Below are 22221 nucleotides of genomic sequence, written 5' to 3' on the forward strand. Positions count from 1 at the left end.
TCACCCCCGGAGAGAGACGCAGGCTTCCCCCGCTTCACCTGACGTCCGTCTTGCTTTTGTCCGAATGACGATAGTCCGGGGCCGGTCGCTCCGCTTCGCGGGGCGCGATGTGGATCACTGACGGCGCCGGACGGAACGGAACCGTATGCTCCCGCCGTACTACCGTCTGAAGCCGTCGGCGGTACGGCGAAGGGTCTGGGGGACATGGTCGGTTTCCTGCGAGGGCGGGCGCGTCGCCGTGTGCTCGCGGTCGTACTGGCGTTACTGGCCACCCAGGTCGGCTCGCTCGTCGCCCCCGCCTACGCGTGCGGCTGCGGCGCCCTGATCCCGGACACCGCCCGGCGGGTCGGCGTGTCGCGCGAGGTGTCCGTCGTGCGCTGGGACGGCACCCAGGAACAGATCGTGATGCGGCTGACGGTGGACGGCGACAGCGACCGTGCCGCCTGGGTCATGCCGGTACCCCGTCGCGCGACCGTCAAGCTCGGCGACCCGGCCCTCTTCGACGAACTGGACGCGGCGACCGCGCCGGTGCACCGCACCCGCCACCACTTCTGGCCCCAGGACGGCGACTGGCCCCTCGTCTCCGGCCGGGGCGGCCCCGACACCGGGCGGCCACCACCGGGCGCCCAGGTCGGCGCCGAGCCGCCCGTGGGCGTGGTCGGCCGCCAGAAACTCGGCCCCTTCGACGTGGCCCGGCTGACCGCGACCGACCCGAACGCGCTGGGCAACTGGCTGGACAGCAACGGCTTCGCCCTCCCGCCCCGCCTGGGCACCGCACTCGAGCCCTACGTCCAGGGCCGCTGGGAGTACGTGGCGGTGCGGCTGGCCCCCGAGACCTCCGGTACCGCCCTGCGGGGCGCCCTGGACCCGCTCCACCTCACCTTCTCCGCCGACCGGCCCGTCTATCCGATGCGGCTGTCCCGGCTCGCGCGGACCCCGCAGTCGCTGGGCCTGTACGTGCTGGCCCCGCACCGCATGGAGCCCGTCTCCGGGATCGGCGGGGAGCGGCCCCGGGTCACCTTCGCCGGCCGGGTGACCGCGAAGTCCGGCCCGCTCGCCGAGCTGGCGCAGGGCACACCGTTCCTGACCGCCGTCGGCCAGGACTTCCCGACGCCGTCCCTGATCGACGGCGACCACATACTGCGCCGAACGGCCTCCGACACCACGTTCCAGCAGGTGATCTACGAGGACCGGCTGCGGAAGGTGGCCGGCGTCCCGGCATGGATGCTGACGGTCACCGGCGGTCTCGCGCTGGTCGTCACGGCCGCGGCCCTGCTCGCCGTACGGCGCTCCCGGCGCCCGGTGATCCCGCCGGAGCCGGTACAGCCACCCCCACCGATCACCTAGCGACACGAAAGGCACAGGCCACATGAGCGAGTCGAAGATCTGGGACGACGTCGACGACTACTTCACCGCCCAGCTCGCATCCGACGACGAGGCACCGGCCGCCGCCCTGCGCGCGAGCGAGGAAGCCGGACTCCCGCAGATCGCCGTCAGCGCCCCGCAGGGCAAGCTCCTCCAGCTGCTGGCCCAGATCCAGGGCGCCCGGAACATCCTGGAGATCGGCACCCTCGGCGGCTACAGCACCATCTGGCTGGCCCGCGCGCTGCCCGCCGACGGCCGGCTGGTCTCGCTGGAGTACAGCCCCCGGCACGCCGAGGTCGCGACCCGCAACATCGCGCGGGCCGGCCTCGACGAGCTCGTCGAGATCCGCGTCGGCCCGGCCCTGGAGTCACTGCCCCGGCTGGCCGACGAGGACGCAGCCCCCTTCGACCTCGTCTTCGTCGACGCCGACAAGAACAACAACCCGCACTACCTGGAGTGGGCCCTCAAGCTGACCCGCCCGGGCAGCCTGATCATCGTCGACAACGTCGTGCGCGGGGGCAGCGTCGCCGACTCCTCCAGCACCGCCCCGGACGTCACCGGGACCCGGACCGCGATCGAACTGATCGGCTCCCACCCGAGGTTGAGCGGTACGGCGATCCAGACGGTGGGCAGCAAGGGCTACGACGGTTTCGCGCTGGCGCGGGTGCTGTCGTAGCCCACTGCGGGGGCCCGCTGCGGAGCCCGCGGAAAATCAAGCCTCGTGGTAGAAACCCACGTTGACGGTACGGGGGGCGGTGCGGTCCCGGATGACGATCTCGCCGTTGCCGCCCCTGGGCAGCGGGATGGTCCCGCCGTAGACGAGCGGCTGCGCGTACTGGCCGACCACCAGGTGCACCTCGGAGGACGGTTCGGGCTGCGAGCCCTGGAGCCAGGTGACCTGCCAGCCGCCCTCGGGGCCGCACAGGAACTCCAGATGGACCCGGGAGACGAACAGCCAGTCGTCGGGCGTCGAGAGACGGCACACGGACTTGTCGCGGCCCACTCGCAGCACCGCGCCCGGATCACTGGGCGCGTCGGCCATCTGCATGCCGGCCGTGGCACCCTCCTCCGCCGCGGATACGGCGGCCATGGTGAGTTCGAGCACGTGCGCTCCCTTGTGCAGTTGCTGAAATGTCCCTGTGCAATTGTGCTTGCACAGCGGCCGCATGATAAATCGCCCGGCCATTCCGCGTCCGGCACAATGGACTCATGACCGAGCGAAAGCCACCTGGCGTCCCGTTCGAGTCCTGGGTCGACAAGCAGATCCAAGACGCGCAGGGCCGCGGCGACTTCGACCGACTCCCCGGCGTGGGCGAGCCCCTGCCCGCCGATCTCGACACCCCGTACGACGAACTCTGGTGGATCAGGCGCAAGATGGCCCGCGAGGGCTTCTCCGTGCTGCCGCCCGCACTGGCCCTGCGCAAGGAGGCCGAGGACACCCTCGCCGCGGCGCTCACGGCACCCTCGGAGCGGATCGTCCGGAAACTGATCACGGACGTCAACGTCAAGATCCGCGAGATGATGTTCCGGCCGCCGCCCGGCCCCCCGCTCGGAAAAAAGCCGTACGACGTCGAGGACGTCGTACGGCTTTGGCGGGAGCGCCGCGCTGCGGCGGGCGGGTCAGAGGTGCAGTAGCCGGTCCGCCAGCTCACGGTAGTCGCGCAGGGCGAGGCGGAGCTGCTCGGTGTCACCGGCGTTGCCGTGCTTGTCCTCGCCGTCCTGCCAGGAGGTGCGCAGGGTGCGGCGGCGCTGCGTCAGGGCGTCCGTGACCCGCGTGGCGAGCTCCTCCATCACGTGGTCGGCCTCCTCGACGGCGTTGCGGGGTCCGTCGACGAACCCGGCGACCGCGTGCTGGAGCTGGAGCTGGAGCTTGTCGCTCTCGTCGTGCGGGAGCAGGTGACCGCGCTGGGAACCCTCGCTCCCGGTCACTCCGGCCGCCCCGGCCGTCCGGGGCGTCTCGGTCGCCGTCTCGTGGCCCTTGGACGCCACCTCGTGTCCGGCGGGACCGGCGACCAGGGGAGAGCCCGAGCCGTCGTCCTTCTCGGTCCGCTCGGCACCGAAGGTGTCGCGGCCGGAGGTGTCACGTGTGCCGTGGCCCGCCACGAGAGGGGCGCTCTCCTGGCCCTCGGGGCCCTTGGAGCGGTCGCCCTGGGGTGCGTTCGGCTGGCCGCCCGTCCCGTAGGCACGTCCTGCCGGGCCGACGCCCGTCGTCTTCTCGCCGCGCCGTGCGCCGTCGGCGCCCTGGCCGGTCGTCGCGTCCGTCATGTCGCTCAACTCCCCTTCGCGTGACGCCTGGTGGATGCCCACGGCAGATGGCCGCGGCTGTCGGTGCGGGCGGGGCGGTTCCCGCCGTCGGACTCCTCTTGCTCGGCCGTCCGGGACGGCTCCCCGTGCCGGCCGTCGTGGCCGCTGTGGCCGCCGTGGCCGTTGTGGCCCACCAGGTCCTCGAACAGGAACCGGGCCTCGACCATGGCTTCGCGCATCTCCTCGGTGCCGACGCGGCCGCCGTCCTGGGTCTCACCCCCGCGCAGATGGGCGGCGTGGTGCACACGCCGGTAGCCGTGCACATGGTCCGCGTGGTGCACGGACAGTGCGGCGAGCTGCTCGTCGAACTGCGCGCCGTCCGGGAACCCCTTGGCTCCGGCGAGGTCGGCGAGCAGCCGGTCCGCCTCGGCCACGGCCTCCTGCGGCGAATCGACGAAGCGTTCCTGGGCGGCCGTCCAGCGCGCCTCGTACTGCTGGCGCTGCGCCGGCTCCAGCGGGCGCTCGCGCAGCGAACCGTGCCGCTCGACACGTTCGGCGAGCTCCCGCTCGGCAGCCTGTGGGTCCCCGTCGTGGCGGGCCACGGCCCGGTCGTACTCGGGGCCGAAGCGCCGCTTCAGACTGCGGCCGCGCTGCGGGCCCCGGGCACGCCGAGCGAGTACGGCCGCCACGGCGATGACGGCCACAACGATCACGATCAGAGCGATGATCAGGCCTGTTGACATGGCTACCGGGTAGCCCGGCGCGGCCTCCTCAAACCGCCCCGATATCCGCCGCGCCGACGTGTCGATCCGGCAGGGGCCCGATCGACGCAGAGGTGCAGAGGAAATCGAGGAGGTTGTCATGAGTGAGGTCATCGCACAGCTGTCCGTGTCGCTCGACGGGTACCTCGCGGGCCCCGACTCGGGGCGCGAGCATCCGCTGGGCATCGGCGGGGAGCGGCTGCACCGGTGGGTGTACGGGCTGCGGACCTTCCGGCGCATGCAGGGGATGAAGGGCGGGACGGGCGGGCCTGAGGACGAGCTGCTCGCCGAGTGGGTGGAGCGGCTGGGTGCGGTGGTCATGGGTCACGCCATGTACGTCACCGGCGAGATCCCGTGGGGCGACGACCCGCCCTTCGGCATGCCGGTCCACGTCGTCACCCACCATCCGCGGGAGTCCCTCGTGAAGGAGGGCGGCACCACCTTCCACTTCGTCACGGAAGGGCCCGAGCGCGCCCTGGAGCTGGCCCGGGAGGCGGCCGGCGACAAGGACGTCTCGCTTGCGGGCGGTGCCGACCTGGTGCAGCAGTTCATCCGGGCCGGCCTGCTCGACGAGCTGTGGCTGCACATCGTCCCCGTCTTCCTCGGCGCCGGCCGCCGGCTCTTCGACGGCCTGCCCGACCAGCTCGTCGAGTGGCGCAAGACGCAGGTGCTGGACTCGCCGGAGGCCACGCATATCCGCTTGCGGTCGGCATAGCGCGCCTCCCGAGAATGGCCGCATGACGACCTGGACCGTGACCCCCGAGCCCTACGACTCCCCCGTCGCCGCCGCGCTGTGGCGGGCGTACTACACGGAGGTCAGCGACCGCTACTACCTCCTGCACGAGGGGCGGCGCACCGACCCGGCGGAGCTGGAACGGGAGGTCACCGGCGCGGACTGGTCCGAACTCACCCTGCCGAAAGGCCGGTTGCTGGTGGCCCGCTACGGCGGCGACCCGGCCGGCAGCGCGGGCGTACGCCTCCTGGACGCGGACACCGCCGAGCTGAAGCGGGTGTTCATCCGCGAGGAGTCGCGCGGCAGGGGCGGCGGCCCGGCGCTGGTCCGCGCCGCCGAGGACACCGCCCGCGAGCTGGGCGCCGTACGCATGGTCCTCGACACCCGCGACGACCTGACCGAGGCACGTGCGCTGTACGCGCGCCTGGGCTACGAGGAGACGGAACCGCACAACGAGGACCCGTACGCGGAACACTGGTTCACCAAGACGCTGTAGGTCCCGGAGGGGCTCAGGGGGTCAACCGAGGCGTCTGGTCGAGCCGTTGTGGGGCTGTTCCCGGTCCGAGCCGCAGAGTTCGTTGTTGAGGTCCTTCACGAGGCGGTTCAGGTCTGTCGGGCGGTCAGGGCCCCACCAGTCGCCGAGGAGCTCCGCCAGGGACTCCTCGCGGGCCTGGGCGAGGCGGTCGGCGACCTCGTGGCCGGTGTCGGTCAGGACGAGGTCGAGGCCCTCGCGCCGGGCCAGCCGCCGTTCCTCGACCTGGCGGGCGGCGTCCATGATGACGTGCAGCGGCACGGAGGTGCGTTCGGCGAGGACGGCCGGCTCGGTCCAGCCGTACTTCTTGATCCGCAGCAGCAGCCAGCTCGCGCCCGGCAGCAGGTCGTACCCCGCCCGTTCGGTGATCTTCCGGTAGATCTCCCGCCGCCCCTCCCGCGTACCGAGCACCGACAGCGCCCGGCACACCTCGTCGTACGACGACCGCTCCACCGGATTGCTGGCGAGCGTCTCGGTGAGGTCCGGCGCCATGACCGAGCCGCGCAGCCGGTCCTCCTTGAGGAACCACGCCAGCACGAAGCCGGCGAGCGCGACCGGCGCGGCGTACAGGAAGACGTCGGTGATGGACGACGCGTACGCGTGCACCGCGGGCGGCTGGAGCGCGCCCGGCAGTTCCGTGATGCCGCGCGGGTCGGACTCCAGCGCGTCCACCGAGGCGCCCGGCGGGAGTTCGGCGCCCCGGAAGGCCGCGGTGAGCTTGTCGCCGAGGCGGTTGGCGAAGACCGTGCCGAAGATGGCGACGCCGAAGGAGGCCCCGATCGAGCGGAAGAAGGTCGCGCCGGAGGTGGCGACGCCCAGATCCTCGTAGGAGACCGCGTTCTGCACGATGAGGACCAGCACCTGCATCACCAGGCCCAGGCCCAGACCGAACACGAAGAAGTACGCGCTCATCTCCCCGGTCGAGCTGTTCTCGTCCAGTCGGTGGAGCAGCAGCAGACCGATGGTGGTGACGCCGGTGCCCGCGACCGGGAACACCTTCCAGCGTCCGGTACGGCTGACGATCTGCCCGGACGCGGTCGACGACAGCAGCATTCCGGCCACCATCGGCAGCATGTGCACTCCGGACATGGTCGGGCTGACGCCCTGCACGACCTGGAGGAACGTCGGCAGGTACGTCATCGCGCCGAACATCGCGAAGCCGACGATGAAGCTGATGACCGCGGAGAGCGTGAAGGTGCGGATCCGGAAGAGCTTGAGCGGCAGGACGGGTTCGGCCGCTCTCCGTTCCACGGCGACGAAGGCGAAGGCGAGGACGACACCGAGCACCGCCAGGCCGATGATCTGCGGCGAGCCCCAGCCCCAGGTGGTGCCGCCGAGGGACGCGACCAGGACCAGACAGGTCGCGACGGAGGCGATCAGGAAGGTGCCGAGGTAGTCGATGACATGCCGTGTCGACTTGCGCGGGATGCGCAGCGCGGTGGCGATGACGGCGAGGGCGACGATGCCGATGGGGATGTTGATGTAGAAGACCCAGCGCCAGCTGAGGTGCTCGGTGAACAGCCCGCCGAGGAGCGGGCCGAGGATGCTGGTCGTTCCGAAGACCGCGCCGAACAGCCCCTGGTACCGGCCGCGTTCGCGGGGCGAGACGATGTCGCCGACGATCGCCATCGACAGCACCATGAGCCCGCCGCCGCCGAGCCCCTGGAGAGCGCGGAACGCGATCAGCTGCGGCATGTTCTGCGCCATGCCGCACAGCGCCGAGCCGATCAGGAAGATCACGATCGCGGTCTGGAACAGCTTTTTCCGGCCGTACTGGTCGCCGAGCTTGCCCCACAGCGGGGTCGCGGCGGTCGAGGCGAGCAGATACGCGGTGACCACCCATGACAGGTGCTCCAGGCCGCCGAGGTCGCTGACGATCGTGGGCAGCGCGGTGGAGACGATGGTCTGGTCCAGGGCGGCGAGGAGCATTCCGAGGAGCAGGGCGCCGATCGAGACGAGGACGTTGCCGGACACGTGGGGGTCCTGTGCCTGGCCTCGTACCGGGCCTTTCGTGCCATCGCCTGGGTCTCGCACATTCCCCGTCATACCGTGCGCGTCCGCGGCCATGAAGACCTCCCGTCGGTCTCGTTACCTCTCCATCGTGGTCGGTGTGACCGTTTATGGCCTGTTGAGTCCTGGTGGAATCGGGCATTCCGGGGGCTTATGGGGCGGGAGTGTGGAGGGGGTCTGCATAATCTCTGGAGTTCGCGAGGGGAGGGACGAACACATGACGGAATCGAACGGTCATCTGTGCCCGGAGTGCGGGGCACCGAGAGGGGCCGACAACACACCGTCGTGCGCGTGCACGCAACGGGCGTCCGACGCCCTGCGCGATGCGCGTACGGCGGAGGCGGCCGCGGCGGAGGACTTCGACCCGCTGCGGATACGTCCCTATGTGGAGCTGGAGGGGGAGGCGTCGACCGGGGTGCCGGCCGGGGCTCCCGCCGGGGCGGACGTGACGATGCCGTTGCGGCCGGTACCGGGGCCGGCGCCCAGCACGCGGGATCTGAGCCTGTTCGAAGGAGCGGAACGGGAAGGCGACGACCTCGACGGCCTCGACGGCCTCGACGACTTCGACGGGGAAGCGCGCCGCCGTCCCCGCCGCACGGTCCTGCTGGGTGCGGCGGGTGGGCTCGTCGCGGTGATCGCGGCGGCCGGGCTGGCGAGCGGGCTGTTCTCCTACGACACACCCACGCGGGACGGTGCCCTGCCGGAGGAGGTGCGGGCGAGCGTCCCGGACACGTCGCCGACGACGGGCTCGGCGTCCCCGTCGACGACCAGGACCTCGGCCCCACCGGTTTCGACGCCTCCGTCACCCCCCGCCCTGACGAGCCCGTCGGCGCCCCCGACCACGACCTCGGCGTCCCCGTCCCCGTCGCCGTCCCGCTCGACGGACCCCACGGCCTCCCCCACCCCCTCCACCACCACCTCGGCCCCGGCCGACAACACCTCCGAAAGCCGCGAGAGCACACCCCCGGTACTCCGCCGCGGCTCCCAGGGCGAAGAGGTCATCGAACTGGAACTCCGCCTCACCCAACTGAACCTCTACACCCGCAAGGCGAGCGGCCACTACAACGAGGGCGTCGAGGACGCGGTGGCCCGCTACCAGTGGGCGCGGGGGGTCCAGCCGGACGAGTACGGGGTGTACGACCTGGAGACCCGCGAGCGCCTGGAGTCGGAGACCCAGGAGCCGTAGCGGGGTGGATGCCTGCGGCGGCCGTTCCGGTCCGGTGGGGGTGTGCGCTGCGCACTGCGGCTGCGGCGTGAGTGGGTGGATGCCTGCGGCGGCCCGTTGCGGTCCGGTGGGGGTGCGCGTTGCGCAGTGCGGTTCGTTGTGGGTCGGGGCCGCACCGGGGGGTGTCCGTCCTCGGTCGGGCGGTGCTGTGTGTTGGGGCTGTGCGGTTGGTCGGTCGCCCGACGCTGCGGGCGGACACCCCCCGGTACGTCCCCTGCTCGCCGTTGCGCGAGCGCGCGTGGTGTCCCGCCTGGGGCGGGCGTCGCCTCTGAACGCCGGTCCGTGTTTTTCAGCCCGTCCGGCGTTTGAGGACGAGGCCCTTTGGGCCGATGGGGGTCCAGGGGGCGGAGCCCCCTGGGCGGGGTCGAAGGGGCGGCGCCCCTGGGGATGGGAATGGGTAAGGGCGGCGGGGGCGAAAAAGGCCCCGTCAGCGCAGGTGCCGGCGTCGGGTTAGCGGACGTACAGGTGGATCGTGCCGTCCGGCGTGGTCTCCACGCGGACCTGGGTGAGGTCGCGGACGACCACGTCCGGGTCGTAGAAGTCGGCGCGCGCACCGACGCCGACGACCCGCATCCCCGCCGCCCGCCCCGCGGCGATCCCCGCCCCCGAGTCCTCGAAGACGACGCAGTCCTCCGGCGCCAGCCCCAGCTCCGCGGCCGCCTTGAGGAAGCCCTCCGGATCCGGCTTGCTCGCGCCCACGGACTCCGCGGTGATCCGGAGGTCCGGCAGTCGCAGACCCGCCGCGGCCATCCGCGCCGTGGAGAGGGCGACATCCGCCGAGGTGACCAGCGCGTGCGGCACCCCGCGCAAGGACGCCAGGAACTCCGCCGCCCCCGCTATCGCGACCACGCCCTCCATGTCCGCCGTCTCCTCGGCGAGCATCCGCGCATTGTCCGCGTGGTTCTGCTCCATCGGCCGATCCGGCAGCAGCAACGCCATCGACGCATACCCCTGCCGGCCGTGGACGACCTTCATGACCTCGTCGCCGTCCAGCCCGTGCCGATCCGCCCACCGCCGCCAGCAGCGCTCGACGACGACATCGGAGTTCACAAGGGTGCCGTCCATGTCGAGCAGGAAGGCGCGGGCGGTCAGCACGGTGGGCACGGCGGTGGCCGTCATCGGCAGCTCCAAGGCGCGGGGACCGGGGGTGACCCGGAGAGGGACAAGGCGGCCCCCACCCGCCGGTCAGGGAGAACGAGCGGGGAGCCACTTTGTTTCTCTACGGTACAAAACAGGGACCGCTTTGCGCCAGCGCATCGCGAAACTGTTCACCCACCGTTCAGCTCACCCGCTGACCGCCTCCCACAGGCTCCACACCCCGAGCCCCAGCATCAGCAGCGCCGCCACCTTCGTGATCAACCGCAACGGCACCCGCTTCATCAGCGCCTTCCCACCGACGATGCCCAACCCGGCCACCGCCCACAGCGCGAGCACCGCACCGAGACCGACGGAGAGCGGATCGTCGTAGCGGGCGGCGAGATTCGCCGTCATGATCTGCGTCAGGTCACCGAACTCGGCGACCAGGATGAGCATGAAACCGGCGCCCGCGACCTTCCAGAAGGACTGGTTCTCCGGGCGCCGGATCTCCGCGTCGCCATCGGCCCCGTCCTTCGTCATCAGCAGCACCGCGGCACCACCGAGGAAGAGGACACCCGTGATCGCGTGGACGATCTGCTGCGGCAGCAGGGTGAGCACACTGCCCGCCGCCACGGCGAGCGCCACATGGAGGGCGAAGGCCGCCGCCACGCCCGCGAAGACGTACGACGCGCGATAGCGGGTGCCGAGGACCAGACCCGCCAGCGCGGTCTTGTCCGGCAGCTCTGCGAGGAAGACGACGCCGAAGACCACGGCCGTCACGGTGAAGCTGATCAAGGTTCCTCAATCGGTCGGGGCTGCCCCACCGAGAGTGCTGATCCTGCGAAACGACACACCTCGGCACGGCAGCACACAGTCAAGTGCACTACTGGCCGAAGGTCTCGCTGGCCGGTCGCGAATGACCTGCCTCCGGGCGCCGGCTCAGACGAGCTGAGCAGTATGTCGACGGTCCGGCGAAGAGCTACTCCCCTTCAACTCCGTCAATCATACGAGATCGTTTCGCCGTAAACCTTGTCGTGTCATGTACGCGTCATTAACTTCTTACCCGGCGCACACCTCCCGGCAATACGGCGCCGCGAGCATTCCAACGCTCGCGCTCCAACACCCCCACCCCTCAAAGGGAGTTCGCATGGCGAAGTTCTACGCGCGTCGACGACTCAGCATACTCGCCGCGCTCACCGGACTCATAGCCTCGGTCGGACTTTTCAACGGTCCGACCGCCTCCGCCGCGCTGCCCACCCCGGTCAGCGCCGCCACGGCCCGCACCTACCTGGCCTCGCTCACCACGGCGACGGAGGTCCGCACCGGCTACAGCCGTGACCTCTTCCCGCACTGGATCACCCAGTCCGGCACCTGCAACACCCGCGAGGTCGTCCTCAAGCGCGACGGCACGAACGTCGTCCAGGACTCCGCCTGTGCCGCCACCAGCGGCAGCTGGTTCTCCCCCTACGACGGCGCCACCTGGACCGCCGCCTCCGACGTCGACATCGACCACCTGGTCCCGCTCGCCGAGGCCTGGGACTCCGGCGCCCGCAACTGGACCACCGCCCAGCGCCAGGCCTTCGCCAACGACCTGACCCGGCCGCAGCTCATCGCCGTCACGGACAACGTCAACCAGGCCAAGAGCGACCAGGACCCGGCCGAGTGGATGCCGTCGGTCACCTCGTACCGCTGCACCTACGTCCGCGCCTGGGTCCAGGTGAAGTACTACTACAACCTGTCCGTGGACTCCGCCGAGCGGAGCGCGCTCACCAGTTACCTGGCGAACTGCTGACGATTCAGCGACGGAATCTCCCCGCCGGCCTCCGTCGTTCCGTACCGTACGGGGCGACGGAGGAGGATCACGTGGCCGAACTTCGGTTGGGACCGCTGCTCAGGTATGCCGACGGCTCGTCCGCGACCCTGTGGGTCGAGGCGAGCCGTCCGTGCACCGCGGAGGTGCGCTGTGCGGGCGGGGCGGGCGGTGAGACCCGTACGTTCCAGGTCTCGGGTCATCACTACGCCCTGGTTCAGGTCACCGGTCTGACACCGGGCAGCTCGTCGCCGTACGAGGTCCTGCTCGACGGGGTACGTGTGTGGCCCCTGCCCGACTCCCCGTTCCCGGAGTCCGTCATCCGCACGCCGGCCGAGGGCGACACCGTCCGCGTCGCCTTCGGGTCCTGCCGCTGGGCGGCCCCGCCCCACGGTGAGCCGGACCCCGTGGGCCTGGACGCCCTGGACACCCTGGCGGCCCGGATCGCGGCCGACCCGGACCATGAACGGCCCGACGTACTGCTGCTGTTGGGCGATCAGGTCTACGCCGACGAGACCTCCCCCGCGACCCGCCGCTGGCTCGCCGCGCGCCGGGATCTCGACGATCCGCCGGGCAGCGAGGTCGCGGACTACGAGGAGTACACCCACCTCTACTACGAGTCCTGGCTCGACCCCGAGATCCGCTGGCTGCTGTCCACCGTGCCCAGTTGCATGATCTTCGACGATCACGACGTGATCGACGACTGGAACACCTCCGCCGCCTGGCTGGAGGACATGCGGGCCACCCCGTGGTGGCGGGAGCGGCTGCTGAGCGGCCTGATGTCGTACTGGGTGCACCAGCACCTCGGGAACCTGTCCCCGGCGGAACTCGACTCCGACCCGCTCTACGCCGCCGTACGCGAAACCCCGGACGGCACCGACGAGTTGCGCGCCTTCGCCTCCAGGGCCGACGTCGATCCGGCCTCCGTGCGCTGGAGTTACCGGCGGGACTTCGGGCGGGTGCGGCTCGTGATGGTCGACAGCCGGGCGGCGCGGGTCCTCGACGAGGAGAGCCGGTCGATGCTCGATCCCGGTGAGGCGCGGTGGGTGCGCGAGCAGGTGCTGGACGGACCGGGGTCGTACGACCATCTGCTCATCGGGACCTCGCTGCCCTGGCTGCTGCCGCATCTGGTGCACGACGCCGAGGCGTGGAACGCGGCCCTGTGCCGGGGTGAACGCGGGGCGCGCTGGGCGCGGTTCGGGGAGGGGCTGCGGCGGCGGGCGGACCTGGAGCACTGGGCGGCGTTCCCGGCGTCCTTCGAGGCGCTGGTGGAGCTCATCGCGGAGGCGGGGTCGGGGCCGGACGCGCCGGCGACGGTGTGCGTGCTGTCGGGCGACGTCCATCACGCCTACATCGCCGAGCCGAAGTGGCCGGAGGGGAGCGGGCCCGAGGCACGGGTGCTCCAGTTGACCTGCTCCCCCGTCCACAACTCCATCCCGCTGTCGATAAAGCTCGGCTTCCGCTTCGGGTGGAGCGCGGTGGGCCGCTTCCTCGGCCGCCGGTTCGCCGGACACGGTGCCTGTCCGCAGCCGTCGGTGGACTGGCGGCGCACGGGCGGCCCCTGGTTCGGCAACCAGCTCATGACGCTGACGCTGCGCGGGCGTTCGTCACTGCTGCGGCTGGAACAGGCCCGGCCCGTGCGGGGCGGCAAGGCGCGACTGGCCCTGGTGTCGGAGTCGGTGCTGAGCGAGAAGTGACCGGACTGTGCACAAGTGAGCCTCGGGAAGGGCGAGTTGAGCACAGCTGAATCTTCAGCAAATCCGGCTTCGAACATACGCTCCTCGACACTTGGGCCCCACCGACGGCCCAACTGCTCGAAGGACAAGCCTTGTTGAAGAAGATCAGCATCCCGCTCGCCGCCGCCGGAGCGGGCGTCCTCCTCATGGCCGTACCGGCCCACGCCACCTGGTACCCGACGGGTTGGCCGCAGCACGCGTACACCTCCGACAACGCCGGCGAGGGCGCCTTCCAGGCCGAGGGCGACTGGATCATGGCGAACGACATCGGCGCGGACAGCAAGAGCGTCGTCACCCGCTGGGAGACCAACTACGGCCGTGAGGGCGAGTGCAAGGCCACCGGCGGCGCGTTCACCGGCCGCGAGGAGTGCAACTACAACTTCGACGAGGACTACAAGGTCCGGATCAAGGTGTGTCTGCGCGACTACTCCGACGACATCGGCTGGGCGAACTGTTCGACCTGGACGCCGTGGCTGAGCATCGCCACCGGCAACGCGTGACGCCCATGTGACGCACGGGGCCTCCGGGACCGCCGTTGGCTTCCGTGACGGGCGAAGGCATGATGAGGCGGACCGTCCGCTTCCAGTGGGCGGTCTGCTGCCAAGCGCCCCCACACGCCCGGGAGTCCCCGTTTTGTCCGCACCGACCACGGCCTGCGTGCCCCTCTCCGTCGCCGTGGTCGGCGCCGGGCCGCGCGGCACCAGCGTCCTGGAACGCCTCTGTGCCTCCGCGCCGGAACTGCTCCCGCCCGGCGCCCGGCTCACCGTCCACGTGGTCGACCCGGCACCGCCCGGCGCCGGCCGCGTCTGGCGCACCACGCAGCCCGCTGACCTGCTGATGAACACCGTGGCCTGTCAGGTGACCCTGTTCACCGACGACAGCGTCGACTGCTCCGGACCCGTCCGCCCCGGCCCCAGCCTGCACGAGTGGGCGGCCGGCGAGCTGGGCCCGGACGAGTATCCGACCCGCGCCCACTACGGCCGCTATCTGGAGTGGGTGTTCGCCCGTACGGTGCGCGAGGCGCCGCCCGGCGTCCGCATACAGACCCACACGGCCCGCGCGCTACGGCTCGACGACACCCCGGGCGGCCACCAGGTCCTCACCCTCGACGACGGCCGTGAACTGACCGACCTGTCCGCCGTCGTCCTCACCCAGGGCCATCTGCCGACCGTCCCCGACGCGGCACAGCGGGCCCTCTCGTCGTACGCCGAGACCCACGGCCTGTTCCACGTCCCGCCCGCCAACCCGGCCGACGTCGACCTCTCCCCCGTCTCCCCCGGCGAACCGGTGCTGTTGCGCGGCCTCGGCCTCAACTTCTTCGATCACACCGCCCTGTTGACGACCGGTCGCGGCGGCCGCTTCGTACACGATCGGCGCGGGCTGCGGTACGTCCCCTCCGGCCGCGAGCCCCGTCTGTACGCCGGCTCCCGGCGCGGCCTCCCCTACCAGGCCCGCGGCGACAACGCGAAGGGGCCGTACGGCCGTCACACCCCGCTCGTCCTGACGCCGGAGGTCATAGCGGGCTTCCGCAAGCGCGCCGACTCGGGCGAGGCGCCCGACTTCCTCACCGAGATATGGCCGCTGGTGGCGAAGGAGGTGGAGACGGTCTATTACGAACTCCTCGTGAAGGACGAAGAGTTCAGGGACCGCTTTCTCGCCGTCCCGCACCGCCATCCCGAAGAGGCGCTGATCCTCGACGAGTTCGGCGTCCCGGACGCCGACCGGTGGAGCTGGGACCGGATCTCCCGTCCGTACGCGGGACACGGCTTCGCCCACCCCGGCCAGTGGCGCGACTGGCTGCTGGCGCATCTGCGCGAGGACGCCGCGCAGGCCGCCCTCGGCAACGCGCACGGCCCCCTGAAGGCGGCCCTCGACGTGCTGCGCGACCTGCGCAACGAACTCCGCCTCACCGTCGACCACGGCGGCATCGCCGGCGCCTCCCGCCGCGACCACCTGGACCGCTGGTACACCCCGCTCAACGCCTTTCTGTCCATCGGTCCGCCCCGCCGCCGCGTCGAGGAGCTGGTGGCGCTGATGGAGGCGGGTGTGGTGGAGGTGCTGGGGCCGCGCCTGGAGGTCCGGGCGGAGGACGGGGCCTGGGTGGCGCACTCGCCCGACGTCCCGGGGTCCGGCGTACGCGTGACGACGCTCATAGAGGCCCGGCTTCCGGAACCGGATCTGCGGCACACGGCCGACGCGCTTCTCGCCCGGCTGCTGAAGACCGGGCAGTGCCGGCCGCACTCGGTCGACGGTTACGAGACCGGGGGGCTGGACGTGACGGCCCGGCCGTATCACCTGATCGACCGTCAAGGACACGCGCACACGAGGAGGTTCGCGTTCGGGGTGCCGACGGAAGGGGTGCACTGGGTGACCGCGGCGGGTGCCCGCCCGGGTGTGGATTCGGTCACGCTTTCGGACGCCGACGCAGTGGCGAGAGCGGCCCTACGTGCAGGTACGACGGGAACGGAACCACAAGTGGAAGCAAAGCCGTGGCCAAATGTTGAACTTGTAAGCATTGATTAGCCCCACCTACCGTGGGGGGCTCGCTCGGTTCCGTCCCCCGACCGGTCCACCCCACGGACCGGCCCGACCGTAGGAGTACCCCCCACATGACCGGACGCCTCAACAGCGCCCAGCCGTACGTCCTCGGCCTGTTCCGCATCGTCGTCGGCCTGCTCTTCACCTGCCACGGCGCCGTCGCGCTCTTCGGCGTGCTCGGCGGCGCGGACGGCAAGGGCGGCACCGTCGAACTGGGTACCTGGCCAGGCTGGTACGCGGCCGCCATCGAGCTCGTCGGCGGCTCGCTCATCCTGATCGGCCTGGGCACCCGCTTCGCCGCGTTCATCGCCTCGGGCGCGATGGCCTACGCCTACTTCAAGGTGCATCAGCCGAACGCCCTGTGGCCGATCGAGAACAGCGGTGAGGGCGCGGCGATGTTCTGCTGGGCCTTCCTGCTGCTGGTCTTCACCGGCTCCGGCGCCTTCGGGGTCGACCGGCTGTTCGAGAAGCGCTCGACCGCCGCCGAGCGGCCGGCCTCGGACCAGTCACCCGTGGCCGCCTGAGCCGCGCCCGCACCCGACGGCGCCCGTCCCCATCTGGGGACGGGCGCCGTTTCCGCACTCACATCACGGACCGCGTCCAGGACGTGACGGCGAAGTGAACATGCCGTGCCGAACACACACGCCCCCATGAACCTCCTGTCACACCCCGGGCGTAGGCTGTCAGGCTGCTACGGGGGAAAACGGGGAGTAACGGTGTTCGAGAGTCTCGGGAGTACGGGCGCGCTGACCGGCAGCCCAGGAATCATCTACGCGATGGTGGCCGCGTCAGTGCTGCTCGACGTGTTCCTTCCGGTCCTGCCGAGCGGTGTCCTGGTCATCACGGCCGCCACCGCCGCGGCGGCGGGCACCGGTGCGGCGACCGGCAAGGTCCCCGGCGAGGTGCCCGACCTCCTGCTGCTCACCCTCGTCGCCGCGACGGCCTCGGTGCTCGGCGACATGGTCGCGTACCGGCTGGCCTGGCGCGGCGGCGCCCGCCTGGACCGGGCCATCGCCCGCTCCCGCCGCCTCACCACCGCGCAGGAACGTCTCGGCTCGGCCCTCGCCCGCGGCGGCGGCCCCCTGGTCGTCCTCGCCCGCTTCGCCCCGGCCGGCCGCTCGGTCGTCTCCTTCGTCGCGGGCGCCGCCCACCGCCGCGTCCGGGAGTTCCTCCCCTGGTCCGCCCTGGCGGGCCTGGCCTGGGCGGCCTACAGCGTCGCCCTCGGCTACTACGGCGCCCAGTGGCTGGGCACGACATGGCTGGCGACGGGCGTCTCGGTCCTGGCCCTGTTCGGGGCGGGCGCGGGAGCGGCCTACGTGATGCGCCGCCAGCCGGCGTAGCACGGCACTCGCCGCCGGCCGGCGGCGTGAGGGATTGATCGGCAGATGTGTCCCACGGCGATCGACGCCGACGAACCGGCTACCCGGCTCGTTGTGGCGTCGCGCCTCGGATCTCCAGGTCGGACAACAGCTCCGCCGTGGCCTCGGCCACCGCGGCCACCGCCCGCTCGAACACCTCCTTGTTGTGTGCGGCCGGTGCCCGGAAGCCGGACACCTTCCGTACGTACTGGAGGGCGGCGGCGCGGATCTCTTCCTCCGTAGCCTCCTCGGGCAGCGCGGGCGGGCGAAGGGTCTTGATGCTGCGGCACATACCCCCAGTCTCGCCCCGGCCGGGGAATAGCGCCGGGCGTCCACGCAATTGTGCGGAACATGACGACAGTGGAGATCCCTTCGTACCGGACGCACCGACGTCTGGGATGATCGATTCCGAGGCGGCCACCGTTCAAGGGGCCGACCGACGAAGGGACTTCGTGTGATGACGCACGACAAGAAACTGACCGTGGCCGTGCTGGGTCCGGGCGGCATCGGCGGCCTGCTCGCCGGGCTGCTGTCGCGGGCCGGGCACCGGGTGATCTGCCTGGCCGGGGACGAGACGGCCGCGACCCTGCGGGCGTCCGGGATCCGGGTCCGCAGCGGCCTGTTCGGGGACTTCACCGCCGAGGTGGAGGCGGACACCGAGCTGCGGGTGCCGGTGGACGTCTGCCTGGTGGCGGTGAAGCAGACGGCGCTTGAGGCCGCCCTGGACCGTGTGCCGCCCGCGGCGCTCGGCGACGCTCTCCTGGTGCCGTTCCTGAACGGGGTGGAGCATCCGGCGGCGCTGCGGGCCCGCTACCGCGAGGACGTGGTGGCCCCGGCGGTGATCCGCGCGGAGTCGACGCGGGTGGCGCCGGGGGAGATCGCGCACGGCAGCCCGTTCGCGGAGATCGACCTGACCGGCGACGGGGTGGCGAAGGAGCGCCTGGAGGCGCTGGCGGACGCGCTGGGGGCGGCCGGGCCGACCACCCGGGTCCTCCCGGACGAGACGGCTGCCCTGTGGGCGAAGATGTCGTTCCTCGCCCCGTTCGCCCTCCTGACCACGCGCTACGGCCTCCCCCTGGGCGACGTACGCACCCGCCACCGCGAGGAGCTGACGGCCCTGGTCGAGGAGACGGCCGCGGTGAGCCGCGCGTCCGGCGCCCCGACCGACCCCGCCCAGGCCCTGGCCCGCTACGACGCGTTCCCCCCGCAGACCAAGTCCTCCATGCAGCGCGACGCCGAGACGGGCCGCCCCCTCGAACTCGACGCGATCGGCGGCGCGTTGCTCCGCGCGGCGCAGCGCCACGGGGTACCGGCGCCGGTGGCGACCCGCTTGGTACGGGAGCTGAGGGACGCCGGCCACTGAGACAGGCGGCGGTTCCTCAGCCGCTGTCGCCGGACGACGAGCCGCCGCCCCTGTTCTTCCCCGAGCTGTGCAGCAGCTTGCCCAGCCCGACCGTCACGGCCGCCACGGCGCGGACCCAGGTCGGGCCGCCGCGCTCCGCCCACACCACGCACACACACCCGAAGACGGCGAGCGCCAGAACGACCACCAGCACCAGAACGGTCATGTCCCCTACCCCTGCGTTCGTACGGTTCCAGTGATCTTCTCAGATCCCCTTCACTCGAACACACGAACTACCCCAAGGAACTCGCACCCCTAAATCGAACAGGCGTAGCATTGCGTCGTGGCTACGACCTATGACTTTCCGAGTGACCTCCTCGCCGGTCAGGAGGAGCTGCATCAGGTCCGGGCGGAGCTGTCGGCCCTGCTCAAGCGGCTGCCCTGGTCGGTCGAGCCCCTGGACGGCTTCAGCGACACCGCGGGCTGGCGCAAGGTGGAACGCCCCGCCTCCCCCGGCTGGACCCCCGACGAACAGGCCGAGGTCGAAAAGCTCCGACAGCGCGAACACGAACTCGCCGTCTTCATCACCGGCCACCGCTTCTGGGCGGAGGTCGCCGGCGAGGAGTGTGTGGACGCCCGCATGCGGCTGAAGCACGCGCGGGAGGAGAGCTGAGAGACGAAGAAGACCCCGGCCGTCGGCCGGGGTCTTCTTTCCGTGTGGGCGCGGACGGTTTCGAACCGCCGACATCCTGCTTGTAAGGCAGGCGCTCTACCCCTGAGCTACGCACCCGGGTCCCGAACAACCGCGCTCAGGACGAGTCGACAGACTACCTTGCCCTGGGCCCTGTCCTGCAAACGCGTATCGCGGGAGCCGGACCTCAGGGTCGATCCGGGGGTTTTCCCCACCCCGGATCCGGGAGCGTCCCGGATCCCGCGGCGGCGCCCCGCTCCGTACGGTCGTAGAGCCTCATCATTCTGGCTCAGGGGGAGATCCCAATGGCTCGTACCGCCACCGCACGCATGGTCCTCGCCGCCGGCGCCGTCGCACTCATCGCGGGCGTCAGCGCCTGCGGGGCCTCCGCCGGGGACGACAAGGATCCGGAGCAGCGGTCGTTCGCGCTGGAGGGGAAGACGCTGACCATCGACTCCGACGACTCGGCGCTGGAGATCGTCGCCGCCGACGACAACAAGGCGGGGCGGATCGAGGTCACCCGGTGGTTCCAGGGCACGGTCGCCCTCGGCAAGGACCCGAGGATCACCTGGTCGATGACGGACGACACGCTGAAGCTGCGGATGAAGTGCACCGGCGTGGTCGCCGACTGCGCGGCCAAGCACCGCATCGAGGTCCCGCGCGGAGTCTCCGTGAAGGTCGAGGACGGCGACGGGAGCGTGCGCGCCAGGGGGTTCGAGGACGCGCTGAGCATTCGTACCGGCGACGGATCGGTGCATGTCACCGACTCCAGCGGGCCTCTCGTCCTGAAGACCGGCGACGGGTCCGTGCGCGCCGACGTCACCTCGCGCGACGTCCGCTCCGAGACCGGCGACGGCTCGGTCCACCTCGAACTGGGCGCCGTACCGGACCGCGTGGAGTCCAAGAGCGGCGACGGGTCCGTGACCATCGACGTCCCCGAGGCCACGTACAAGGTGACGACCCAGACCGGCGACGGCGGGGTGGATGTGTCCGTGCCGCGGGCCGACTCCAGCTCCCATGTCATCACCGCCCGCACCGGCGACGGCAAAGTCACGGTCCGGACCGCGAACTAACCGGCCCGTGTGTTCGTCCTTAACCGGTGGGAGAATGACACCGGGCCAGGACGGACACAGCACGGGAGAGGGATGTGACGGCGACACCAGCGCAGCCGTACTCGCCGTCGAAGCCGCGCGCACTTCATGCGCTGCGCGACACGCTCACCCTCATCGCGTTGCCCCTGGTCGCCGCCCTCGCACTGCCGGCCGCGTTCGCCGGCGGCGGCACCCGGCGCTGGTTCGGCGGACGCTCCGAGAGCCAGCGGGCCGAGGCACAGGCCGCGAAGGACGCCGCCGCGGCCGCGTTCTACGAGCTCGACACCGCCCAGCGCGATCTGCGGATCTCGATAGAGACGATCACCGCGGTCGACGACTCCCCCGCCGCCCGGCGCGCGGTCGCCGACTTCGAGGCGATCAGCAGACGCATCGACGAGGCCAGTCACCAGTACATCGAGGCCGTCGACGCGCACGACCTCGACCGGGACGACCTGGAGGCCTCGGTCGCCGTCCGCGCGCGTACCGAGCTCACCAAGGCCAAGGACGAGCTGGCCAACGTCAAGCGGGAGCTGGACCGCTTCGGCGACAGCCTCGGCCCGCTCCTCGGCAAGGCCGAGACCCAGCTGGCCCGCCTCGCCCCCGCCGTCGAGCGGGCCCGGCAGGGGCTGCTGGCCGCCTCCAACGCCCTTGACGCCGTACGGCAGTCGGGGCTGAAGGCCGATGACCTCGCCGCCCGGCTCGCCGCCCTCGGCCCCGAGCTCACCAAGCTGAACCAGGGCGCCGGGCAGCACGGCGTCCCGGACACCCTGGAGCGCGCCGAGCGCGTCGCCCGGGAGGCGGAGGCGGTCCGCGTCGAGTCCGAGCGGCTGCCCGAGAAGGCCGCCGAGATCGACCACCGGCTCGTCTCCCTGCGCACCCGCGCCCAGGCCCTCACCACCCGCGCCGGCCAGGTCGACCCGGTCCTGAGCGAGCTGCGCCGCCGCTTCACGGCCGCCTGCTGGCAGGACCTCCAGCAGGTCCCGGACCAGGCCGCGGAGAACGTACGCCAGGCCGAGCGCAAGCTCACCGAGGCCCGCGCCGCCCGTGACGAGCAGCGCTGGCCGGACGCGACCGCCCTGCTGTCGACCGTACGGGCCCTGCTGAACGCCACCGACGAGTCCGTCTCCGCGGCGGGCGACCGGCTGCGGCGCCTGAACGCCGTACAGAAGGAGCCCCAGCAGGAGATCGACCGGACCCGGTTCGCGATCCGCGACGCGCAGCGGCTGGCCATGACGGGCCGGACCACCCCCGACCCACGTCACGCGCGCCCCCTGGACGACTCCGTGGCCCGGCTGGAGCGGGCGATCGGCACGCTGGAGGGCCGTCACCCCGACTACTGGCACTTCCTCACGGAGACGGAAGCGGTGCGGCAGACGGTGGCACGGGTGGTGGCGCAGATCCGGGAGGAGCGGGGGGCCGCGCCGCACTGACGGCTAATCTGTGTGCATGCCTCGCTATGACTACCGCTGCCGGACCTGCGGTGACACCTTCGAAGTCAGTCGGCCCATGGCTCAGTCCTCCGACCCGGCGTCCTGCCCTGACGGGCATGAGGACACGGTGAAGCTGCTGTCGACGGTGGCTGTCGGAGGTACGGCGAGCGCCTCCGCCGCCCCCGCGCCCCAGGCGGGCGGCGGTTGCTGCGGCGGGGGCTGCTGCGGCTGACGGCCGGCGGCTTCAGGAAACCTTCAGCCGCGGTTTCCTACCGTGG

25 protein-coding genes and 1 tRNA gene are annotated in these 22221 nt (G+C 71.5%); 17 read left to right on the top strand and 9 right to left on the bottom strand.

Annotated elements, in window-relative coordinates; translation table 11 throughout:
- Positions 1-204 precede the first annotated feature (204 nt).
- Positions 205-1347 carry a DUF2330 domain-containing protein gene (locus ACFY0U_RS01070; protein ID WP_388628305.1) on the top strand — a complete coding sequence of 381 codons (1143 nt, stop codon included), beginning with the start codon at positions 205-207 and terminating at the stop codon, positions 1345-1347.
- Between the two features lie 22 nt (positions 1348-1369).
- Complete coding sequence (locus ACFY0U_RS01075) at positions 1370-2041, top strand: O-methyltransferase (RefSeq protein ID WP_388628308.1); 672 nt, start codon at positions 1370-1372, stop codon at positions 2039-2041.
- Positions 2042-2077: 36 nt separating this feature from the next.
- Here ACFY0U_RS01075 and ACFY0U_RS01080 read toward each other — a convergent pair whose 3' ends face one another.
- A complete protein-coding gene (locus ACFY0U_RS01080) occupies positions 2078-2470 on the bottom strand; it encodes an FHA domain-containing protein (protein ID WP_046263438.1) in 393 nt (130 codons plus the stop codon).
- Positions 2471-2574: 104 nt separating this feature from the next.
- Here ACFY0U_RS01080 and ACFY0U_RS01085 point away from each other — a divergent pair, with 104 nt between their 5' ends.
- Positions 2575-3000 (top strand): DUF1992 domain-containing protein, encoded by a 426-nt coding sequence (locus ACFY0U_RS01085; RefSeq protein ID WP_388628311.1) that lies wholly within the window; start codon positions 2575-2577, stop codon positions 2998-3000.
- On the opposite strand, the gene ACFY0U_RS01090 is transcribed toward ACFY0U_RS01085, so the two are convergent.
- Together ACFY0U_RS01090 and ACFY0U_RS01095 are read right to left on the bottom strand one after the other, a co-directional pair.
- On the bottom strand, positions 2986-3630 hold the full coding sequence (locus tag ACFY0U_RS01090) for a hypothetical protein (RefSeq protein WP_388628314.1): 645 nt from the start codon (positions 3628-3630) through the stop codon (positions 2986-2988). The genes ACFY0U_RS01085 and ACFY0U_RS01090 overlap by 15 nt on opposite strands.
- Before the next feature lie 5 nt (positions 3631-3635).
- Entirely contained in the window at positions 3636-4352 is a 717-nt protein-coding gene (locus ACFY0U_RS01095; RefSeq protein ID WP_388628317.1) for a hypothetical protein, read from the bottom strand.
- A 118-nt stretch (positions 4353-4470) separates the two neighbouring features.
- Between ACFY0U_RS01095 and ACFY0U_RS01100 the strand changes: the two genes are divergently transcribed.
- Together ACFY0U_RS01100 and ACFY0U_RS01105 are read left to right on the top strand one after the other, a co-directional pair.
- Positions 4471-5085, top strand: a complete 615-nt coding sequence (locus tag ACFY0U_RS01100; RefSeq protein ID WP_388628319.1) for a dihydrofolate reductase family protein — start codon at positions 4471-4473, stop codon at positions 5083-5085.
- A gap of 22 nt (positions 5086-5107) precedes the next feature.
- Positions 5108-5599: a GNAT family N-acetyltransferase gene (locus tag ACFY0U_RS01105; protein ID WP_388628322.1), complete on the top strand. Its 492-nt coding sequence runs from the start codon at positions 5108-5110 to the stop codon at positions 5597-5599.
- 21 nt (positions 5600-5620) lie between these two features.
- Here the strand turns inward: ACFY0U_RS01105 and ACFY0U_RS01110 are convergent, their stop codons facing one another.
- A complete protein-coding gene (locus tag ACFY0U_RS01110) occupies positions 5621-7702 on the bottom strand; it encodes a DHA2 family efflux MFS transporter permease subunit (RefSeq protein ID WP_388628325.1) in 2082 nt (693 codons plus the stop codon).
- A 160-nt stretch (positions 7703-7862) separates the two neighbouring features.
- On the opposite strand from ACFY0U_RS01110, the gene ACFY0U_RS01115 reads away from it, so the two are divergent.
- On the top strand, positions 7863-8831 hold the full coding sequence (locus ACFY0U_RS01115) for a peptidoglycan-binding domain-containing protein (protein WP_388628328.1): 969 nt from the start codon (positions 7863-7865) through the stop codon (positions 8829-8831).
- A 489-nt stretch (positions 8832-9320) separates the two neighbouring features.
- On the opposite strand, the gene ACFY0U_RS01120 is transcribed toward ACFY0U_RS01115, so the two are convergent.
- Positions 9321-9989, bottom strand: a complete 669-nt coding sequence (locus ACFY0U_RS01120) for an HAD-IA family hydrolase (protein ID WP_388628331.1) — start codon at positions 9987-9989, stop codon at positions 9321-9323.
- Between the two features lie 165 nt (positions 9990-10154).
- Entirely contained in the window at positions 10155-10742 is a 588-nt protein-coding gene (locus ACFY0U_RS01125; RefSeq protein WP_388628333.1) for a TMEM165/GDT1 family protein, read from the bottom strand.
- Positions 10743-11094: 352 nt separating this feature from the next.
- Between ACFY0U_RS01125 and ACFY0U_RS01130 the strand changes: the two genes are divergently transcribed.
- The 6 genes from ACFY0U_RS01130 (at position 11095) to ACFY0U_RS01155 (ending at position 17371) form a co-directional block, all read left to right on the top strand.
- Complete coding sequence (locus ACFY0U_RS01130; protein WP_388628336.1) at positions 11095-11739, top strand: HNH endonuclease family protein; 645 nt, start codon at positions 11095-11097, stop codon at positions 11737-11739.
- Positions 11740-11810: 71 nt separating this feature from the next.
- Complete coding sequence (locus tag ACFY0U_RS01135; RefSeq protein ID WP_388628339.1) at positions 11811-13454, top strand: alkaline phosphatase D family protein; 1644 nt, start codon at positions 11811-11813, stop codon at positions 13452-13454.
- Between the two features lie 134 nt (positions 13455-13588).
- Positions 13589-13993: a hypothetical protein gene (locus ACFY0U_RS01140; protein WP_388628342.1), complete on the top strand. Its 405-nt coding sequence runs from the start codon at positions 13589-13591 to the stop codon at positions 13991-13993.
- A 133-nt stretch (positions 13994-14126) separates the two neighbouring features.
- The gene (locus ACFY0U_RS01145; protein ID WP_388628345.1) at positions 14127-16016 is read left to right on the top strand and encodes an FAD/NAD(P)-binding protein; all 1890 of its coding nucleotides are present in this window, start codon (positions 14127-14129) and stop codon (positions 16014-16016) included.
- A gap of 86 nt (positions 16017-16102) precedes the next feature.
- Positions 16103-16555 carry a DoxX family protein gene (locus ACFY0U_RS01150; RefSeq protein ID WP_388628348.1) on the top strand — a complete coding sequence of 151 codons (453 nt, stop codon included), beginning with the start codon at positions 16103-16105 and terminating at the stop codon, positions 16553-16555.
- A 252-nt stretch (positions 16556-16807) separates the two neighbouring features.
- On the top strand, positions 16808-17371 hold the full coding sequence (locus ACFY0U_RS01155) for a DedA family protein (RefSeq protein WP_388630370.1): 564 nt from the start codon (positions 16808-16810) through the stop codon (positions 17369-17371).
- A gap of 79 nt (positions 17372-17450) precedes the next feature.
- Here ACFY0U_RS01155 and ACFY0U_RS01160 read toward each other — a convergent pair whose 3' ends face one another.
- Positions 17451-17681, bottom strand: a complete 231-nt coding sequence (locus tag ACFY0U_RS01160; protein ID WP_388628351.1) for a DUF2277 domain-containing protein — start codon at positions 17679-17681, stop codon at positions 17451-17453.
- Between the two features lie 165 nt (positions 17682-17846).
- On the opposite strand from ACFY0U_RS01160, the gene ACFY0U_RS01165 reads away from it, so the two are divergent.
- Entirely contained in the window at positions 17847-18752 is a 906-nt protein-coding gene (locus ACFY0U_RS01165; protein ID WP_388628354.1) for a ketopantoate reductase family protein, read from the top strand.
- Between the two features lie 16 nt (positions 18753-18768).
- Here ACFY0U_RS01165 and ACFY0U_RS01170 read toward each other — a convergent pair whose 3' ends face one another.
- On the bottom strand, positions 18769-18957 hold the full coding sequence (locus ACFY0U_RS01170; RefSeq protein WP_388628357.1) for a hypothetical protein: 189 nt from the start codon (positions 18955-18957) through the stop codon (positions 18769-18771).
- A 117-nt stretch (positions 18958-19074) separates the two neighbouring features.
- On the opposite strand from ACFY0U_RS01170, the gene ACFY0U_RS01175 reads away from it, so the two are divergent.
- Positions 19075-19404, top strand: coding sequence for a hypothetical protein (locus ACFY0U_RS01175; protein ID WP_388628360.1), 330 nt, complete (start codon positions 19075-19077; stop codon positions 19402-19404).
- A gap of 45 nt (positions 19405-19449) precedes the next feature.
- Here the strand turns inward: ACFY0U_RS01175 and ACFY0U_RS01180 are convergent.
- Positions 19450-19521, bottom strand: a tRNA-Val gene (locus tag ACFY0U_RS01180).
- Between the two features lie 206 nt (positions 19522-19727).
- Here ACFY0U_RS01180 and ACFY0U_RS01185 point away from each other — a divergent pair.
- The 3 genes from ACFY0U_RS01185 (at position 19728) to ACFY0U_RS01195 (ending at position 22175) form a co-directional block, all read left to right on the top strand.
- The gene (locus tag ACFY0U_RS01185) at positions 19728-20495 is read left to right on the top strand and encodes a DUF4097 family beta strand repeat-containing protein (protein ID WP_388628363.1); all 768 of its coding nucleotides are present in this window, start codon (positions 19728-19730) and stop codon (positions 20493-20495) included.
- A 74-nt stretch (positions 20496-20569) separates the two neighbouring features.
- Positions 20570-21943, top strand: a complete 1374-nt coding sequence (locus tag ACFY0U_RS01190; protein ID WP_388628366.1) for a hypothetical protein — start codon at positions 20570-20572, stop codon at positions 21941-21943.
- A gap of 16 nt (positions 21944-21959) precedes the next feature.
- Positions 21960-22175, top strand: a complete 216-nt coding sequence (locus tag ACFY0U_RS01195; protein WP_388628369.1) for a zinc ribbon domain-containing protein — start codon at positions 21960-21962, stop codon at positions 22173-22175.
- The last annotated feature ends 46 nt before the right edge of the window (positions 22176-22221 follow it).

It is taken from the genome of Streptomyces sp. NPDC001536 (assembly GCF_042894505.1).
Classification (GTDB): Bacteria; Actinomycetota; Actinomycetes; order Streptomycetales; family Streptomycetaceae; genus Streptomyces.

Bases quoted from the DNA above. Each gene is read 5' to 3' on its own strand.
- ACFY0U_RS01070 (WP_388628305.1), top strand. From the start codon at position 205: ATGGTCGGTTTCCTGCGAGGGCGGGCGCGTCGCCGTGTGCTCGCGGTC.
- ACFY0U_RS01075 (WP_388628308.1), top strand. From the start codon at position 1,370: ATGAGCGAGTCGAAGATCTGGGACGACGTCGACGACTACTTCACCGCC.
- ACFY0U_RS01085 (WP_388628311.1), top strand. From the start codon at position 2,575: ATGACCGAGCGAAAGCCACCTGGCGTCCCGTTCGAGTCCTGGGTCGAC.
- ACFY0U_RS01090 (WP_388628314.1), bottom strand. From the start codon at position 3,630: ATGACGGACGCGACGACCGGCCAGGGCGCCGACGGCGCACGGCGCGGC.
- ACFY0U_RS01095 (WP_388628317.1), bottom strand. From the start codon at position 4,352: ATGTCAACAGGCCTGATCATCGCTCTGATCGTGATCGTTGTGGCCGTC.
- ACFY0U_RS01100 (WP_388628319.1), top strand. From the start codon at position 4,471: ATGAGTGAGGTCATCGCACAGCTGTCCGTGTCGCTCGACGGGTACCTC.
- ACFY0U_RS01105 (WP_388628322.1), top strand. From the start codon at position 5,108: ATGACGACCTGGACCGTGACCCCCGAGCCCTACGACTCCCCCGTCGCC.
- ACFY0U_RS01110 (WP_388628325.1), bottom strand. From the start codon at position 7,702: ATGGCCGCGGACGCGCACGGTATGACGGGGAATGTGCGAGACCCAGGC.
- ACFY0U_RS01115 (WP_388628328.1), top strand. From the start codon at position 7,863: ATGACGGAATCGAACGGTCATCTGTGCCCGGAGTGCGGGGCACCGAGA.
- ACFY0U_RS01120 (WP_388628331.1), bottom strand. From the start codon at position 9,989: ATGACGGCCACCGCCGTGCCCACCGTGCTGACCGCCCGCGCCTTCCTG.
- ACFY0U_RS01130 (WP_388628336.1), top strand. From the start codon at position 11,095: ATGGCGAAGTTCTACGCGCGTCGACGACTCAGCATACTCGCCGCGCTC.
- ACFY0U_RS01150 (WP_388628348.1), top strand. From the start codon at position 16,103: ATGACCGGACGCCTCAACAGCGCCCAGCCGTACGTCCTCGGCCTGTTC.
- ACFY0U_RS01155 (WP_388630370.1), top strand. From the start codon at position 16,808: ATGGTGGCCGCGTCAGTGCTGCTCGACGTGTTCCTTCCGGTCCTGCCG.
- ACFY0U_RS01160 (WP_388628351.1), bottom strand. From the start codon at position 17,681: ATGTGCCGCAGCATCAAGACCCTTCGCCCGCCCGCGCTGCCCGAGGAG.
- ACFY0U_RS01165 (WP_388628354.1), top strand. From the start codon at position 17,847: ATGACGCACGACAAGAAACTGACCGTGGCCGTGCTGGGTCCGGGCGGC.
- ACFY0U_RS01170 (WP_388628357.1), bottom strand. From the start codon at position 18,957: ATGACCGTTCTGGTGCTGGTGGTCGTTCTGGCGCTCGCCGTCTTCGGG.
- ACFY0U_RS01185 (WP_388628363.1), top strand. From the start codon at position 19,728: ATGGCTCGTACCGCCACCGCACGCATGGTCCTCGCCGCCGGCGCCGTC.
- ACFY0U_RS01195 (WP_388628369.1), top strand. From the start codon at position 21,960: ATGCCTCGCTATGACTACCGCTGCCGGACCTGCGGTGACACCTTCGAA.